This window comes from Lacibacter sp. H407 (assembly GCF_037892605.1).
Lineage (GTDB): Bacteria > Bacteroidota > Bacteroidia > Chitinophagales > Chitinophagaceae > Lacibacter.
Genome location: NZ_JBBKTU010000001.1, coordinates 2,344,436 through 2,360,061, shown reverse-complemented (window position 1 = coordinate 2,360,061; position 15,626 = coordinate 2,344,436). Strand labels below are relative to the sequence as shown.

Sequence of the window (15,626 nt, the reverse complement as noted above, 5' to 3'; positions counted from 1 at the left end):
TCAAAAACAGGTGGCGTCTCCCGTAAATGAGTAGGTTGTGGTTGAAATTTTTTAACGGCTTAAAGGTACGATTTAACTGTTAGTAAATAGAGTGAAATCATGCTTTCTTTCTAACAGGAGTTCATTAATTTGAGTGAAAATTACCAAACTTGCTGCAACGTATCTCCAAAGACCCCGGCCTCTGGTTTTTAGTGCTGATGAATAGTTATCTGATTTACTATTACCTGCAACAGCCCGACGAATTCAATACTATTATCTGGATCTACTGGCTGCAAAGCATCCTCATCGGTTTTTTTAATTTCATTGATCTGATGACCGTAAAAAATCCCGATGAAAGCAGTATGAAAATGAACAACCAGCCGGTTACAAAAAGTAATATGGGATGTGCTGCCTGGTTCTTTCTGTTTCACTTCGGGTTCTTTCATTTTGTATATGCCATTTTTCTTTTAACCAGTAACCTCAAGGGAGCGAACGGAAAAATCATACTCATTAGTGCAGGTATTTTTTTGGCAGAAAGTACCATTCAGCTGATCCGTAAAAAAAGAAAACCCGAAACTGAAAAAGTAAACGTAGGAAAGATGTTTATGACTCCCTATCTCCGGATTGTACCGATGCATCTGGTAATACTCCTGCCTTCTTTTCTGGGAATTGCCGGCAGTCTTATTTTTCTTGTACTGAAAATGATCGCCGATGTTGGGATGTATCTGCTCACTACACAAAAAGATTTTTCATTGACGCAAACCTTAAAGCGATTAACGTAAACTTGCAAAAAGAAACAACACATGTCAACCGAAATAAAATGCCCGAACTGTGGACACGAATTTGAGCCTACCGACAGCATCCGTGAGGAAGTGCAGAAAGAGCTGCGTAGTAAAATGGCAGAGTGGCAAAAACAACAGCAGCAGAAATTTGATATGCAGTTGATGGAAGAAAAAAAGAAAACACAACAACAAACCGAAGAAACCATACGCAAATCCATTGCATCTGATTTTGAAAATAAACTCCGGATGCTGGAAGAAAATAATAAAGACACGCAGGAAAAATTAAAGCTGGCACGTGAAAAAGAAATTGAATTTCTGAAAAAAGAGCAGGCACTGCTTTCCAAAGAACAGGAACTTGACTTGCAATTACAGAAAATGTTATTGGAAGAACGGAATAAGTTAGCCGAAGTAATTCGCAAAGAAGAAGCAGAAAAAATTTCGTTGCGTGAAACAGAATATCAACTCAAGAACAGAGAGCTGGAAGAAAAACTGGAAGCACAGAAGAAGCTGGTGGATGAAATGAAACGCAAATCGGAGCAGGGCTCTATGCAATTGCAGGGTGAAGCGCAGGAGTTGATACTGGAAGATCTGTTGCGCCAGTCGTTTCCGTACGATAGTATTGAAGAAGTAGGTAAAGGAGTGAAAGGCGCTGATTGTATCTTGGTTGTCCGGAATAAATTCGGACAGGAATGTGGCAAAATCATTTTTGAGAGTAAACGCACCAAAGATTTTTCAGATCAATGGATCGAAAAGTTAAAAGCTGATATGCGCAGCCAGGCTGCTGTTGTTGCTGTAATTGTAACACAGGCAATGCCGAAAGGAATGGATCGGTTTGGTGAAAAAGATGGTGTATGGGTTTGCAGCTTTGCTGAAGTAAAAGCGCTCACCTACGTGTTGCGGGATGGAATTGTACGCATTGCACAAGCTACCACCGGTCAGGAAAACAAAGGTGAAAAAATGCACATGCTCTACGACTACTTAACCGGTAACGAATTTGCAGAGCAATGGAAAGCCATACGTGAAGGTTTTATGAGTATGAAAATGTCTATTCAGAAAGAACGTGATGCGATGGAAAAATTATGGAAGCAACGGGAAAAGCAATTAGAAAAAGTATTGCTCAATGCAGCACATATCCGTGGTTCGGTTGAAGGTATTGCCGGCACGGATGTAAATATTAATTTGCTGGAAGACGAAGACAACGATCAGTTAACTGAAGAATAAGCATGCCGCAAGATTCTGTATCTGTTAAGCTTACCTTTAAAGACTCCACTTTCACTGTATATTCATTGGAAGAATACAATGCATTGCCCGATTCGTTGAAAGGCAGTCCGGAGCAACAATACTTAGTTGATTCGTTTTACAATGCATTTACGTTGGTTGAACCGCCGGGAGCAGTTGATGTAGAAGATAATTATGCCGATGATGAAATTCCCGTGCCTGTTATTCTTTTTTTTATTTTTATCGGCATCGTTGTTTTCCGCCAAATGTGGAAACACAATGCAGAGCCGGAAACTGCAGCAACTATTTCCACCAACGAATTAGAAGGAGGTATTACCTGCCATACCTATCCCGGCCGCACATTGAAATTCAGCACCGAAGAAATTCACCGTGTTTGTAAAAAGTACAATCCCTACTTTCAAAAACTGGGCATTGAAGATCAACTGTTGTTTACAGAGCGGGTGCAGCGCTTTATCCGCAGCAAAGATTTTTATATTTATTCGCCGAAAGGATATCGGGAAATGCCGATTCTTGTTTCGGCTGCTGCTATACAGATCACATTTGGGTTACGGGATTATTTACTCCCGCATTTTTCAAACATCATTATTCATCCGGAAGAATACATTGCTTACGATCCGCTGCGGGTATTGATGGGAAATGTGCAGGGAAGATCGATCACACTTTCGTGGAAACATTTTCTGGAAGATTATCAACAACCTACCGACGGAAAGAATGTGGGCTTGCATGAAATGGCACATGCGCTCCAGGTGCAATACCTGTTCCGCAAACCCAATCGCAGCAATGCTTTCAAAGAAGATTTTGAGCACTACGATCGGGTTGATGATGAAGTATTGAACGCTGAAAAAAATAAGACCAGCAATCTATTTGATGCAAATGCACTCAGCAATAAAAATGAATTCTGGGCAACATCTGTTGAATTGTTTTTTGAAAAGCCTATTGCTTTAAAGGAGCAATACCCGCACTTGTACAACAGTATTTGTGTGGTGTTGAATCAGGATCCTGCAGCTATGTAACTAAAAAAGGCGACACAAAATTGTATCGCCCTTTTCTATTAATTTAAATCGTCGCTATCAAAATCTTCCTCTTCTTCGCCGCCCTTTGTATTCAGATTAATGATACTTCCCATCAGATCATTGAATTCAATACGTCCTTCCACTACTTTTTTACTGATGATGGAATAAGCAGCCAACCCATGCAGTACAAACTCCATTAAAAGCGCTGACTGTTTTTCATTGGCACCTTTGAAATATTTTTTCACAAGCGGATACAATCCATCAACACTGTACAACTGCTGAATTTTTGCTTCATCTTTTGTATTCATCAATAAGCTTAACTGATTGCCTTTGTCGAACCAATTGCTAATTGATTTATAAGGATTATCGGTTGCCGCTTCGCCTCTGCGTTTTTTAATTTGCTCGGGGTTGGGAAAGTATTGCAGAAACTGCGTACGGATGGCTTTATCCAACAAATGAAACGCCACCTGGTATGGACCTTCCTGTTCGCCTTCATATACTAATTCAATTTTTCCGGTGATCGACGGAATTACACCGATCAAATCACTCATCCACACTTGTGTTTGTTTTTCTTTATTCTGAATGGCACGAAGCTCTGCCGTACTCACTGCATTTTCATACGCAGAGATCGTTAACCTCGCACTCACACCACTCTTCTTATCGACGTACTCACTGTTTCTTGCTTCAAACGCAACTTGCTCAATAATGCGTTTCATCAAATCGCCGATCTCTACTTTCTTCGATTGCTCCGGATGAATGGCTGCTTCCTGTTCCGTGATCGCCAATCCTACATCAATTGTTTTTGGATAGTGTGTGAGGATCTGGCTTTCGATACGATCTTTCAACGGCGTTACAATTGATCCACGGTTGGTATAATCTTCCGGGTTGGCTGTAAACACAAACAGAATGTCTAGTGGTAAACGTAATTTAAAACCACGTATCTGCACATCGCCTTCTTCCAAAATGTTGAACAACGAAACCTGGATGCGTGCCTGCAGATCGGGAATTTCATTGATCACAAACACCGAACGGTTGCTGCGTGGAATAATGCCGTAATGGATCACCCGTTCATCTGCAAAACTCAATTTCAGATTCGCAGCTTTGATGGGATCAATATCACCAATAAGATCGGCCACACTTACATCAGGCGTTGCTAATTTTTCGCCATAACGTTTTGAACGATGGATCCACTCAATCGGCGTTGCATCACCTTTCTCTGCAATTAATTCTTTTGCAAAATGAGAAATGGGATGAAACGGATCATCATTTACTTCACTACCTGCAACAACGGGAATATATTCATCGAGTAACTCCGTCATCAAACGGGCCATTCTTGTTTTTGCCTGTCCACGCAAGCCAAGAAACAAAATGTTGTGACGTGATAATAAAGCACGCTCAACATCAGGGATTACTGAATCTTCATAACCCAATATGCCATGAAATACATTTTCGTTTTGCTGAAGCTTGGCAATTAAATTTTGCCGCACTTCTTCTTTGATACTCTTTGATTGATAGCCGCTTTTCTTTAATTCACCTAGTGTCTGAACCATGATTTGGGTGGATTTTATTGATTATTTTGATTATTGATTGATACGTATTTTGAATTTTCAAGTCTTTTGAATTGCAAGCTGATGCTGCCAAAATTGATGAGTAACCCAACCTGAACATTATATGCTTCAAGATAATTTTTTGCTTGAGCTAAATGAACATTTTCTAACTGAATGATTGCTTTTAATTCTACCATAATTTTCTCCTCAATGAAAAAGTCAACTCGCCTCATTCCTATTTCGATACCCTTATAAAATATTGGCATTTCCAACTCCCGCTTAAATTGCACACCGGAATCTGCCAACTCAATTTCCAACGCCCGTTGATAAATTACTTCCTGAAACCCGTTGCCGAGAGCTGAATGAACTTTCATTGCTGCACCAATGATTTTCTCTGTTATCTCTTTGTATTTATAGTCTGGTTGCGCCATCATTCAGGTAATTCTTAGGTTATATAAAAAGCGTAGCTACTCTATTCTGTATACTTCTCTTCTTCATCTTCCAAATCCACCCAAATCATGGTTCTGACTAGTAAACTGTCTTCCTCTTACCGCTTTCAAAATCCTTAAAAATAAATGCTCCCAGTTTATCCAGCGATGCAAAGAATGCTTTGCCATGATTGGTTTCTGTAAACTCCTGTACAAAACGTTGCAGATAAGGATCGGTTGCGATCATAAACGTAGTAATGGGTATTTTCAGTTTTTTACATTGTGCCGCCAGATTGATACAACGGTTCACCACTTTACGATCTAAGCCAAAACTATTTTTATAATATTTCTTACCGATCTTCAAACAGGTTGGCTTACCATCGGTGATCATGAAGATCTGTTTGTTCGGATTTTTTCGACGGCGTAAAATCTCCATGGCCAATTCAAGTCCTGCAACAGTGTTGGTATGATAAGGACCTACCTGCAAATACGGTAAATCTTTTACTTCGATCGACCATGCATCATTTCCAAACACCACAATGTCCAGTGTATCTTTCGGATAACGTGTGGTAATCAATTCACTCAGCGCCATTGCTACTTTTTTTGCCGGCGTAATTCTGTCTTCACCATACAAGATCATTGAATGTGAAATATCGATCATCAGCACAGTAGATGTTTGTGTTTTGAAATCTGTTTCACGAATTTCCAGATCATCTTCCCGCATCTGAAAACTATCAATACCATGGTTGATCTGTGCATTGCGGATAGAACTTGTAAAATCAATTTGCTCCAATGTATCACCAAACTGGAAGGGCCTTGTTTCAGGATTGATCTCATCGCCCATGCCCGGCTTAAACGTTGTATGATTGCCTTGTTTTGTTTTTTTGAGTTTGCCGAAAATTTCTTCCAGCGATTGCCGACGAATAGTTTGTTCTGTTTTGGAGGTGATATTGAATTGTCCGGTGATCTGGTTTTCTTCGAGATAACCTTTCTCTTTCAGCTCTTCAATAAAATCGCCCATGCCATATTCATCGTTGGTAAGTTGAAATTTACGGTCGAGTTGATTCAGCCAATCCATTGCTTCTGTTACATCACCACTGGTATAAGTCAACAATTGTGTAAACAGATCGAGCAATTGCTCAAACTTTGATTTACTGTTTTCTGATGGATCGTATTTGGAAAAGAAGTGTCCTATCATAGTATACAATTTACTTTAAAATCAGTTACCGGCTTTGTGGCCAATGTTAACTTCAGGAGAGATAACAAAAACTGAACCCGAAAAGTTCTTGACATATTTTCCGGTGTTTTCTTAATTTACCGGCAGAAAAAACACATATTCATGTTGAAGCACACCCATTTTGTCATTTTCGCTTTCCTTGGAATTCTTCTATTCAGCTCCTGCAGGCAGCAAAAAATGCTGCTGAAGCCAACTGCATCGATCGATACCCTGCATCTTGAACTGGACCTGCGCCTTATTCAACAATACGAATACAAACAGGCGCTGCTGCAAAAAATGACCAAGTTTGTGGAGGTGTATAATACGGAAGAGCATCCGTTCAAATTGTCGCTGAACAGTGGTGTGCAAACAACCAACTGCCATATTAAAGTAGCGAAGGTGAAATTTATTGGCCGTAAAGAAAATCTGATCGGTACAGCCATCAGCTTAGCCGGTATTGGAACAGCCGCTACACTCATTGCAACCGGATTTGCAGTTCCGTTTGGGTGGATCTATATTCCCAGCTCCAGAACAAGTCTTGAACCAAAACTCAGCAGCGATATTAGTGAAGTGATAAAATTTCAACGGGTAGCCATTACTTCAACAGGCATGTATCGCTCTCTCAACAAACAGATCGACTTGCAAAGCACTAAGTTTGTAAAGTATGCTGTCTCGGTTGTCCAAAGCGTGGAGAATGAATACAGGAAGAATAAACAACAATAGCTAAAAATAAACCCCCGAAAATTTCGGGGGTTTATTTTTTATTTCTGCGAATCTGTTGTGTTTTTGATTGTTTGCGGTACTTCTTTATTTTGAAGTGTGTCTTGCGGAGCTGTTCCGCCCGCCTGTGTGTATTGCTTTAACGCATTGTCAATTCCTTCAACCAATTGTTTTGCCATTTGGTATTCGTATTCCGATGGTGTTGCACCATCAGCACTTGTAATAGATTCGTAGAATGCCATTTGCTGTTGTGCATCTTTTTTCACTGCTTCCATAATACGCTTTCCTAATTCAAGATCACCTGCCTGGAAAGCAGTTACAGCAAAATAGAAACTCTTCTCGTTATGATCGTTACCATAACGTGATGCCATAGCATAAGGCACATTCTTATCTTTCATCATCTGATCGGCACGTTGCAACACTTTCTTCGCATCTTCTTTACGTCCTGCAGCGATCAGGTTCATTGCAAGAACGGTATGTGCATTACGGATGTTCACCATATGCCTGCGGTTCTCTTCATCAAAATAAACATTCTCTTTTTGCGCACCGCCATATTTGAACTTGTTCATCACCTTATCAAACATCCAGTCAACATTTGCTGTGCCTCTTGCATTTGGTACAGGTACCAAACGGAAGGTTAAACCATCCTGGCGCAAAAACTCATCAAAGCCAAGCTGATAGGGTTGCGTAAAGTAGATCGGACGCTTCCATTTATTAGCAGCAATAATGTTGAGGATCGCTGCGTCGTTTTTGAAGAGGTAACTTTTTGGAACAGTAAAACGCATTTCACTCAACACACTGTCTTTTGCCGTTACAGTTCCGTTTTGGCGAACAATGTTCGGATCAACCGGTACTTTAAAACGATTAGCAGGGAAATAGTTGATGAGTTCGCCACCCTGTGAACGATACATTTTGCTTTCTGCATCGCTGCCTACCTGATCTTTCATCATGGTGTACAGGTCATAATACGCAGTATCCGTTTGTGACACCGGAATATGATAGGTTACATTGCGTTTGTCGCCGGCAATTTGATCTTCATTCCAAATCACATCGATCACATCACTTTCGTTTACTTTATAACGAAGCTGATTGATATACCAATCGGTTCCTAATAAACTTGTATTGATAACTCGCACATCGGGGCGAATACCTTTTACTTCCTGTGCATACCAAAGCGGATACGTATCGTTATCACCTACTGTAAATAAAATGGCGTTGGGTGCGCAACTTTCAAGATAGTTGGTTGCCAGATCTGGAGCAATTGTTTTTTTGCTGCGATCATGATCATCCCAGTTTTGAACAGCCATTAAGAGTGGCACAGCCAAACAAATAATAGAGGTTGCTAATACAAGCGATTTTTCATTCTTGCCATTTCCAGACATGGCTTTTAGTAAGAAATACAAAAGGGCAATAACAGCTGCAAAAATAATTGTACTACTAAGTGAGGAGCCAAATGAACCTGCGAAAGAACCCGAAAGAGTACTCATTATAAGAGCAAGAAATGTTATTACAGCGCCTGATAAAAGCATTGTTAGAAACTCCTGCCTGCTACGTTTTACAGATTCAACAAGTCCAACAACAGACAAGCCAATCCAGATTGCAAATGCGTAAAAACTTCCTACGTATGCATAATCACGTTCACGTGGTTGCGGACCCGCCTGGTTCAAATACAATACAATGGCCAAACCGGTAAATAAGAATAACAAACCTACAATCAACCCATCTTTATTTTTCCGTGTGAATTGAAATACTAATCCAAAAACGCCCAAAAAGAATGGCAATAAAAAATACTTATTATTTGCCGGACTATTTTTTAAGCTGTCTGGCATCAACTTTTGATTTCCCAATCTCGTGTCATCAACAAATGAAATACCGCTGATCCAGTTACTGTTTCGGCGTTCGCCCAAACCTTGCACGTCATTTTGCTTTCCTGCAAAATTCCACATGAAATAACGGAAGTACATGATGTTTACCTGGTAGCCAAAGAAGAATTTAAAGTTATCGGCCATATCAGGATCACGCTCGTAAGAAACTTTTCCTGTTTGACGATCCTGGTATTTGCCAATACCAAGAAACTGTGCATAATAATCTGCATGTCCCTGATCGTTACTTGCATCCCATACACGTGGAAACACCATCGTTTTATCAGCAGGATAAACTGCTTTTCTTTTTTTACCTGTTACTTCATAACGATCGCCCACACGCTGGTACGAATCACCTTCTTCTGCATACTCTTCTGCTTCTGCTGTAAACATTTGGCCTTTCAACAATGGCACATCACCATATTGCTCACGACTGAGATAGCTTACTAATGAAATAGGATTGTTCACATCGTTCATATCAATACCGGGATTGGCATTGGAACGGATCATGGTAGTTAAGTAAGCTGAATATCCGATGAGCATAAACGTTAAACACCACAAGCCCAAACGCAAAAAACGATTGTGATTGGCTTGTGCCCAACGTAAACCAAACCAGATACCAACACCCAGCAACACAAAGAAGAAAATAAATCCACTGAAGAATGGTAAGCCGAAACTGTTTACAAATAAACGATCGAACCAACCGGCACTGCCAATACTCCACTGAATAACGGCTTTCTGAATAACACCGGTAATTACACAACCAATAAGGAAGGCAATAATGCCACCCGTCCATGTTGGTTTATATCTGCGGAAATAATACACCATTACAATGGCAGGAATAGTAAGGAGGTTCAATAAGTGAACTCCAATACTTAATCCCATCATAAAGAACGTCAACACGATCCAGCGTTCTGCACGTGTACGTTTAATATCATCCTCACCCGCTCTTGAATCTTCATGTTCCCATTTCAGGATCATCCAGAATACAATGGCTGTAAAGAAAGATGACAAGGCATATACTTCACCTTCTACCGCACTGTACCAAAACGAATCGCTGAATGTATAAGCTAATGCGCCGATAACACCGGCTGCCATCACCGTAAATAATTGATTGCCCTGTAATTCTTCATCTCCTTTCTGCACCAGTCTGCGGCCAAAATGTGTAATGGTCCAGAACAGGAACATAATGGTGAAACCACTTGATAAAGCGGAAAGAAGGTTTACACCAATCGCAGCATCACCCGGCGTAAACAAGGTAAATAAGCGGCCGAGCATAATAAACAACGGTGCGCCCGGAGGATGTGGAATACCTAATTTGTATGCACAGGAAATAAATTCACCTGTATCCCACAAACTACCTGTAGGTTCCATGGTTAACACGTACACAGCGCAGGCCACAAGACCAATAATCCAGCCTGTAATGTTGTTGAGCTTTTGAAAATTCATATGAAGCGTTGGTTTTGAAGTTCCCGGTTAAAGTGGGAGGAGGCAAAAATAAGGAGATGAGGGTAGAAACGAGTATTTAACAATTGTTTTAACAGGATAATTTGATGGGCTGCTTTTACTCAAAGTAAACCCTCACTGTTTGATAAAACAACCGGCTTTGCGTGTACTGGCTTGTGCTTTTTTCAGAAAATCCCTGCAAGCCAAACAGCCCGGCAGCATTTCCTTTGTTGATAGCGATCTCGAGGTAACCTGCTGAATTAAAGAGCGCCAGCTTTTCTCCTTCCGGCACGTCGGCATAAGTTTCACTTACACGGTCGATCACTTCATCACGTTTGAACACAATCTTAAACCTGCGGCCTTTTCGCTGTGCTTCAAATTCTTCGTGTGTAATGTTTACGATCACATTTTCAAAATGATCAATGGAAATAATTTGCCCTTCGATGTACTGACTGGTGCTGATGGGTCGCAACGGATTCCGCACCTGGATCGATACTGATGCATCGCCCAACTGTTTCATTGCTGTACCGGCAGCCACTTCTTTAATGGCCCGGCCAAATACTTCGGCACAAGCCAAAGTGTTTCGTGCAATGGATTTATCCAATGGTAACGCCACCACTTCATCCGGTGTTTCTTCAAGGATCATGGTGATGAGTCCGTTATCGGCCATACAGAAATACTGATCGTTATGTCGCACCATCAACAAGTGTTCAGGCTTGTATTGAAACAAATTCACCAGGATGATATGAAATGTACCCTGCGGAAATTGTTTAGTAGCGTTGCGGATAATGTAAGCGGCTTGCGGATCATTGTTTGGTGAAAGCTGATGGGTAATATCCAGTAATTGAAAAGTTGGATCCTGCCGTAACAAAACAGCTTTTACTGCCCCGGCCAGGTAGTCCTGCTCACCAATGTCAGATGTAAGGGTTAGTAACGCCATTCAGAAATAAACAATTAAAAACGAAAGATAAAAAATAATCGATAGGAAGCAGAAGGAAACTGCATGCTGTATTGATTGCAGCACTTGCAACAACCAGATTACTTAATGAGTTTCCCTTCCTTAAAGAAAAACTTATGAATGTATTTATCTGCAATGCCCGGTAAAAATTTACTCATCCATACAGTTGCCTTACCGGTAACCGTTAGTACAATGGAACGTTTCCGTTTTGCAATTGCAGTAAGTATATGCATTGCACATTCTTCAGGGCTCATCAGTTTCGATTCATCCATCGGTGTTTCACCAATGGGTTTACCTTCTGCATTCAATGCTACTGAACGGATATTGGTTGCAATAAAACCGGGCGACACCCACAATACATTTACACCATGATGAAACATTTCTACACGCAGTGCTTCCAGCCAACCTTGCATTGCAAATTTAGATGCTGAATAAGCACTGCGGCCGGGTATACCTCTGTTTCCAACAATAGAAGAAATACCGGCGATGCTTCCTTTTCGTTCAATGATATAGGGTAATGCAGCCTTGGTTGTATAAACAGTGCCCCAGAAATTTACATCCATCAAGCGCTTGAATGCCTGCACATCCGAATCAACAATTAAAGCACGCATCGATAATCCTGCATTGTTGATGAGAATATCAATACCGTCAAATGCAGTTACAGTTGAGCTGATGAAACGTTTACAATCGTCTTCATTGCTTACATCAGCAACGGATGTATGTAACGAGGCGCCTGCAAATTGTTGCTGCAATGAATATAACTTATCATGATTACGGCCGCAGGTTGCAACCTTTGCTCCTTTTTGCAATAAGATCTCCACCAATGCTTTTCCTATTCCATCACTGCCCCCTGTAATTACCACTACTTTATTTGTAAACTCCATTCAAAATTGATTAGAAAACAAAAATACGTCAGCCACATCCAATGCCACTGAATTGATTTTTATAAAAAAGAAAACATTTTTTGATAAAAGTTGGGAGCGAAATGTAATTACCCTATTTTTGCACTCCCAAAAAACAAATAATTTTTTGGAACGATTCCGTAGCTCAGTTGGTAGAGCACGACACTTTTAATGTTGGGGTCCTGGGTTCGAGTCCCAGCGGGATCACAGAAAAACTAAAGCCTCCTTTCGGAGGCTTTTCTGTTTTTTATAAGTTTATATCAGCTTGCTTCTTCGCCTTCCTCACTCACAAATTTTTCTTTCATCTTCTCCAGCAGTTTTGTTTCGATCATTTTTGTGGCTAAATGAATCATATTACGGTAGGCCTTTGGAGTAGAAATGCCATGACCAACAATCACCGGCTTGTCAACACCTAAAATGGGTGTGCCGCCATAGGTTTCGAAATTGAACCGCTTGAAATAATCATCTTCATCAAGGTTGCGTGATTTTGAAATATCAAAGATCGATTCTCCCAGTTTCAGGATCACATTACCGGTAAAGCCGTCACACACCATTACATCTGCCTTACCTGTAAGTATTTCACGCCCTTCAATATTCCCGATAAAATTGATCAGCTTATTTTCTTTCAGCAAGCGATAGGCCGCCTGTGCCAGCAGGTTTCCTTTTCCCTCTTCTTCTCCGATATTGATCAGTGCAACTGATGGATTTTCGATCTCCAGAATGGTTTGTGCATAGATGCTGCCGAGAATAGCATTTTGCAACAGATTTTCGGGTTTACAATCGGCTTGTAATCCCACATCCAGAATCAACCCATAACCACCTTGTACTTTTGGAATAACGGTTGAAATGGTTGGACGCAATACTCCTTCAATGGCTTTGATGGTATAAAATACACCCACCATCATAGCGCCTGTGTTACCAGCGCTTACAAATGCATCCACATTGCCTTTGGCCAGCAAGTCGAAACCAATGTTCATCGATGAACCCGGTTTATCACGCAGGGCACGTGTGGGCGGTTCGTGCATATCGATCACCTCGGTTGCATGCACAAACGAAACAGAAGGAGGAAGTGTGGAAAAATGTTCACGCAGCACTTGCTCATTCCCGATCAACACCAGTTCAATTCCGGGAACAGCATCGGCTAAAAACAAATCTACGCCCAACAGCGATTGCTGAGGGGCGTAGTCGCCACCCATCATGTCAATACCTATGACCATGCAGGTAAGTTAGTTATAAAAGCTTACGCTTTAGCAGGAGCTTTCTCAGCTACTAATTTTCCTTTGTAGTACAACTTACCTTCACTCACATGCGCACGGTGACGTGGATGTGTTTCGCCGGTAGTGCTGTCCTTTGTTAAGGTAACTTGCACGGCGGTGTAGTGTGTACGACGCTTTGCACTGCGTTGCTGCGAATGTCTGCGTTTTGGATTCGGCATATCTTTAAATTTTACTCGTTTCTGAATTTATCCAACCCTTTCCAGATGGATGTGTTATTACTATCGTTTGGCTGCGGGTTGAGTTGAGCAAGACGAGCCAGCACTTCTTTGTTGCAATGCGGTCCGCCCATTTCACTTTCCCTGCACATTTTTTGCATGGGGATGCTGAGTATGATGAACTCATAGATCCAGTTCTTCACGTGTAAATGACTTTCGGTTCGGGAGATATAATGCACATCGGGGCTCTCCTCTTCTTCATTCATCTTCTCCGGTTCATCGGTCATTTTCACCAGCATCTCGAATTCGTCCCACAGTTCTAAAGGTAAATCGTTACCGCAGCGGTCGCAAAGAACGCCGGCTGTACCGCCCACCTCAAACTTCAGCATCATAAAACCGGTATTCTTTTCCAGCTCCAGCTTTACGTTTGCCTTACAGTTTTCAAAGTCCTGTTTCCCGAATTCTTCAAAGAACCTGTCATCAATTTCATACTGAAACTCATGTATGCCGGGCTTCAATCCCACAAAAGCTATTTCATATTCCCGGCGAGTTCCCATATCACCCTATTTTAAAGAGTTTGCAAAGGTAGCCGAAATTCAAGTATCAGCCAAACGAAAAAGCGGGTTTATTTTTAAGAGCAGAAGCCTTCGGTTCCCTGCGTGGGCAGCGGTTTCCCGCCCTTTGTTCCTGCTCCGCTGTAAAAGCCGTTTCAACCCACTGCAAAGCTAAGATTTTGATTGATTGTCAGCACAAGCGCAAAGCCTTCGGGGCATCCACGACGGTCGGGGCTAAGCCGGGCAATAGGCAATTGGCAATAAGCAATTGGCAAAAAGCCAAATACCCAAATCCCTAATTCCAAATTCCCAATCCCTTTCCGTCTTGCCTATTGACCATTGCCTATTGCTAATTACCTATTTAATATTGACTATTGCCAATTGCCTATTGAATATTGGCCATTCCCCTTCCTCCCTTAATTTTGAATCTGATGACCTACGGTAAACTTATACGCATTTCACTTGTCAGTGCCCTGTCCATCCTTGCCCTGTTTATCTTTTTCATATCCGGCAACCACGATTGGATCGAGAAAAATTATGCCACCGGCTTTTATCCGAAGCTGGCCAGCACCTTACGCATCCTGTTTGGCTGGATGCCGTTTAGTTTTGGCGACATCATTTATTCCATTGTAACTATCAGTGTATTGTGGCAACTCGGCAAATTTGTGGTGCGGTTGTTTCATAAAACAGACAGTTGGAAGAAAAAGCTCACGCCTCTTTTTACTGCCGGCATCATTCTGCTGTTTGTGTATGTGTATTTCTATTTGTTCTGGGGGTTGAATTATTATCGCAATGGGATCGAATATCAGCTGGCCTTGGAAAACGGAAAGTTTGAAAAACAACAGTTGATTGAGCTCAACCAATTTCTCCTGCAGAAAATGAACAACAGCAAAGAAATTTGTTTGCAGCGAAAAGATACCGTGATGAGCAGGGAACGGATGTTCCAATCGGCACGTGAAGGTTATAAGAACGTTGAAAACTCATTTCCGTTTATCCGTTACCGTCATGCATCCATGAAAGCTTCCATGTTTGGTATTATTGGAAACTATGTGGGCTTCCAGGGATATTACAATCCCTTTACCGGCGAAGGACAGGTGAATACAGCTATCCCGAATTTTCTGCAACCTTATGTAACCTGTCATGAAATGGCACATCAGGTTGGTTATGCCAGCGAAAGTGAAGCCAACTTTGTAGGTTTTATGGCCGCTACCAATTCATCCGATACATTACTGCAATATTCTTCTTACTTCGATATGTTTTTGTATGCATGGAACAACCTGAAAATGGTTGATTCAACGGCTGCCAAAGAAATGGGAAAACAAATTCATCCCGGTGCAAGAAGGGACATGAGGGCGTATGCTGCGTATATCAAAAAACATCGCTCTTTCCTCAGCGATTGGACCGACGCATTATACGATTACTATCTCAAACAAAACCGTCAACGGAAAGGCATTGAAAGTTATGGTGAAGTAACGGGCTGGTTGATTGCGTACAGGAAGAAGTATCAGGAGAAGGGAAGTTGAAAAATTAAAAGGTTGAAAAGTTGAC

General features: G+C 41.4%; 14 protein-coding genes and 1 tRNA gene. 6 read left to right on the top strand and 9 right to left on the bottom strand.

The window, feature by feature from the left end:
- Positions 1–149: 149 nt before the first annotated feature.
- The 3 genes from WG989_RS10310 to WG989_RS10300 are packed head-to-tail and all read left to right on the top strand — an operon-like array spanning position 150 to position 3,013.
- Complete coding sequence (locus WG989_RS10310) at positions 150–761, top strand: DUF6498-containing protein (RefSeq protein WP_340429237.1); 612 nt, start codon at positions 150–152, stop codon at positions 759–761.
- A gap of 21 nt (positions 762–782) precedes the next feature.
- Positions 783–1,982, top strand: coding sequence for a DUF2130 domain-containing protein (locus WG989_RS10305; protein ID WP_340429235.1), 1,200 nt, complete (start codon positions 783–785; stop codon positions 1,980–1,982).
- A gap of 2 nt (positions 1,983–1,984) precedes the next feature.
- A complete protein-coding gene (locus WG989_RS10300; protein ID WP_340429234.1) occupies positions 1,985–3,013 on the top strand; it encodes a zinc-dependent peptidase in 1,029 nt (342 codons plus the stop codon).
- 38 nt (positions 3,014–3,051) lie between these two features.
- Here WG989_RS10300 and WG989_RS10295 read toward each other — a convergent pair whose 3' ends face one another.
- The 3 genes from WG989_RS10295 to WG989_RS10285 all read right to left on the bottom strand — a co-directional run bounded on the left by WG989_RS10295 (position 3,052) and on the right by WG989_RS10285 (position 6,186).
- A complete protein-coding gene (locus tag WG989_RS10295) occupies positions 3,052–4,563 on the bottom strand; it encodes a magnesium chelatase (RefSeq protein WP_340429232.1) in 1,512 nt (503 codons plus the stop codon).
- Between the two features lie 14 nt (positions 4,564–4,577).
- Positions 4,578–4,991, bottom strand: coding sequence for a GxxExxY protein (locus WG989_RS10290; protein WP_340429231.1), 414 nt, complete (start codon positions 4,989–4,991; stop codon positions 4,578–4,580).
- Between the two features lie 97 nt (positions 4,992–5,088).
- Entirely contained in the window at positions 5,089–6,186 is a 1,098-nt protein-coding gene (locus WG989_RS10285; RefSeq protein ID WP_340429230.1) for a vWA domain-containing protein, read from the bottom strand.
- 141 nt (positions 6,187–6,327) lie between these two features.
- Between WG989_RS10285 and WG989_RS10280 the strand changes: the two genes are divergently transcribed.
- A complete protein-coding gene (locus tag WG989_RS10280) occupies positions 6,328–6,927 on the top strand; it encodes a hypothetical protein (protein ID WP_340429229.1) in 600 nt (199 codons plus the stop codon).
- 38 nt (positions 6,928–6,965) lie between these two features.
- Here WG989_RS10280 and WG989_RS10275 read toward each other — a convergent pair whose 3' ends face one another.
- From WG989_RS10275 to WG989_RS10265, 3 genes are all read right to left on the bottom strand, one after another.
- Positions 6,966–10,235 (bottom strand): glycosyltransferase family 117 protein, encoded by a 3,270-nt coding sequence (locus tag WG989_RS10275; protein WP_340429228.1) that lies wholly within the window; start codon positions 10,233–10,235, stop codon positions 6,966–6,968.
- A gap of 115 nt (positions 10,236–10,350) precedes the next feature.
- The gene (locus tag WG989_RS10270; RefSeq protein ID WP_340429227.1) at positions 10,351–11,172 is read right to left on the bottom strand and encodes an SAM hydrolase/SAM-dependent halogenase family protein; all 822 of its coding nucleotides are present in this window, start codon (positions 11,170–11,172) and stop codon (positions 10,351–10,353) included.
- A 98-nt stretch (positions 11,173–11,270) separates the two neighbouring features.
- Complete coding sequence (locus tag WG989_RS10265; RefSeq protein ID WP_340429226.1) at positions 11,271–12,074, bottom strand: SDR family oxidoreductase; 804 nt, start codon at positions 12,072–12,074, stop codon at positions 11,271–11,273.
- A 152-nt stretch (positions 12,075–12,226) separates the two neighbouring features.
- Between WG989_RS10265 and WG989_RS10260 the strand changes: the two genes are divergently transcribed.
- Positions 12,227–12,299, top strand: a tRNA-Lys gene (locus tag WG989_RS10260).
- Positions 12,300–12,352: 53 nt separating this feature from the next.
- On the opposite strand, the gene plsX is transcribed toward WG989_RS10260, so the two are convergent.
- From plsX to WG989_RS10245, 3 genes are read right to left on the bottom strand one after another with little or no spacing between them, the layout of a single operon-like run.
- A complete protein-coding gene (plsX, locus tag WG989_RS10255; protein ID WP_340429225.1) occupies positions 12,353–13,309 on the bottom strand; it encodes a phosphate acyltransferase PlsX in 957 nt (318 codons plus the stop codon).
- 23 nt (positions 13,310–13,332) lie between these two features.
- Entirely contained in the window at positions 13,333–13,527 is a 195-nt protein-coding gene (gene rpmF / locus WG989_RS10250; protein ID WP_340429224.1) for a 50S ribosomal protein L32, read from the bottom strand.
- 11 nt (positions 13,528–13,538) lie between these two features.
- On the bottom strand, positions 13,539–14,081 hold the full coding sequence (locus WG989_RS10245; protein WP_340429223.1) for a YceD family protein: 543 nt from the start codon (positions 14,079–14,081) through the stop codon (positions 13,539–13,541).
- Between the two features lie 428 nt (positions 14,082–14,509).
- On the opposite strand from WG989_RS10245, the gene WG989_RS10240 reads away from it, so the two are divergent.
- Complete coding sequence (locus tag WG989_RS10240; RefSeq protein ID WP_340429222.1) at positions 14,510–15,601, top strand: DUF3810 domain-containing protein; 1,092 nt, start codon at positions 14,510–14,512, stop codon at positions 15,599–15,601.
- Positions 15,602–15,626: the final 25 nt, after the last annotated feature.

Coding starts and splice junctions, on each gene's coding strand:
- WG989_RS10240 (WP_340429222.1), top strand. CDS start 14,510: ATGACCTACGGTAAACTTATACGCATTTCACTTGTCAGTGCCCTGTCC.
- WG989_RS10285 (WP_340429230.1), bottom strand. CDS start 6,186: ATGATAGGACACTTCTTTTCCAAATACGATCCATCAGAAAACAGTAAA.
- plsX (WP_340429225.1), bottom strand. CDS start 13,309: ATGGTCATAGGTATTGACATGATGGGTGGCGACTACGCCCCTCAGCAA.
- WG989_RS10275 (WP_340429228.1), bottom strand. CDS start 10,235: ATGAATTTTCAAAAGCTCAACAACATTACAGGCTGGATTATTGGTCTT.
- WG989_RS10300 (WP_340429234.1), top strand. CDS start 1,985: ATGCCGCAAGATTCTGTATCTGTTAAGCTTACCTTTAAAGACTCCACT.
- WG989_RS10270 (WP_340429227.1), bottom strand. CDS start 11,172: ATGGCGTTACTAACCCTTACATCTGACATTGGTGAGCAGGACTACCTG.
- WG989_RS10265 (WP_340429226.1), bottom strand. CDS start 12,074: ATGGAGTTTACAAATAAAGTAGTGGTAATTACAGGGGGCAGTGATGGA.
- WG989_RS10295 (WP_340429232.1), bottom strand. CDS start 4,563: ATGGTTCAGACACTAGGTGAATTAAAGAAAAGCGGCTATCAATCAAAG.
- WG989_RS10245 (WP_340429223.1), bottom strand. CDS start 14,081: ATGGGAACTCGCCGGGAATATGAAATAGCTTTTGTGGGATTGAAGCCC.
- WG989_RS10290 (WP_340429231.1), bottom strand. CDS start 4,991: ATGGCGCAACCAGACTATAAATACAAAGAGATAACAGAGAAAATCATT.
- rpmF (WP_340429224.1), bottom strand. CDS start 13,527: ATGCCGAATCCAAAACGCAGACATTCGCAGCAACGCAGTGCAAAGCGT.
- WG989_RS10280 (WP_340429229.1), top strand. CDS start 6,328: ATGTTGAAGCACACCCATTTTGTCATTTTCGCTTTCCTTGGAATTCTT.
- WG989_RS10305 (WP_340429235.1), top strand. CDS start 783: ATGTCAACCGAAATAAAATGCCCGAACTGTGGACACGAATTTGAGCCT.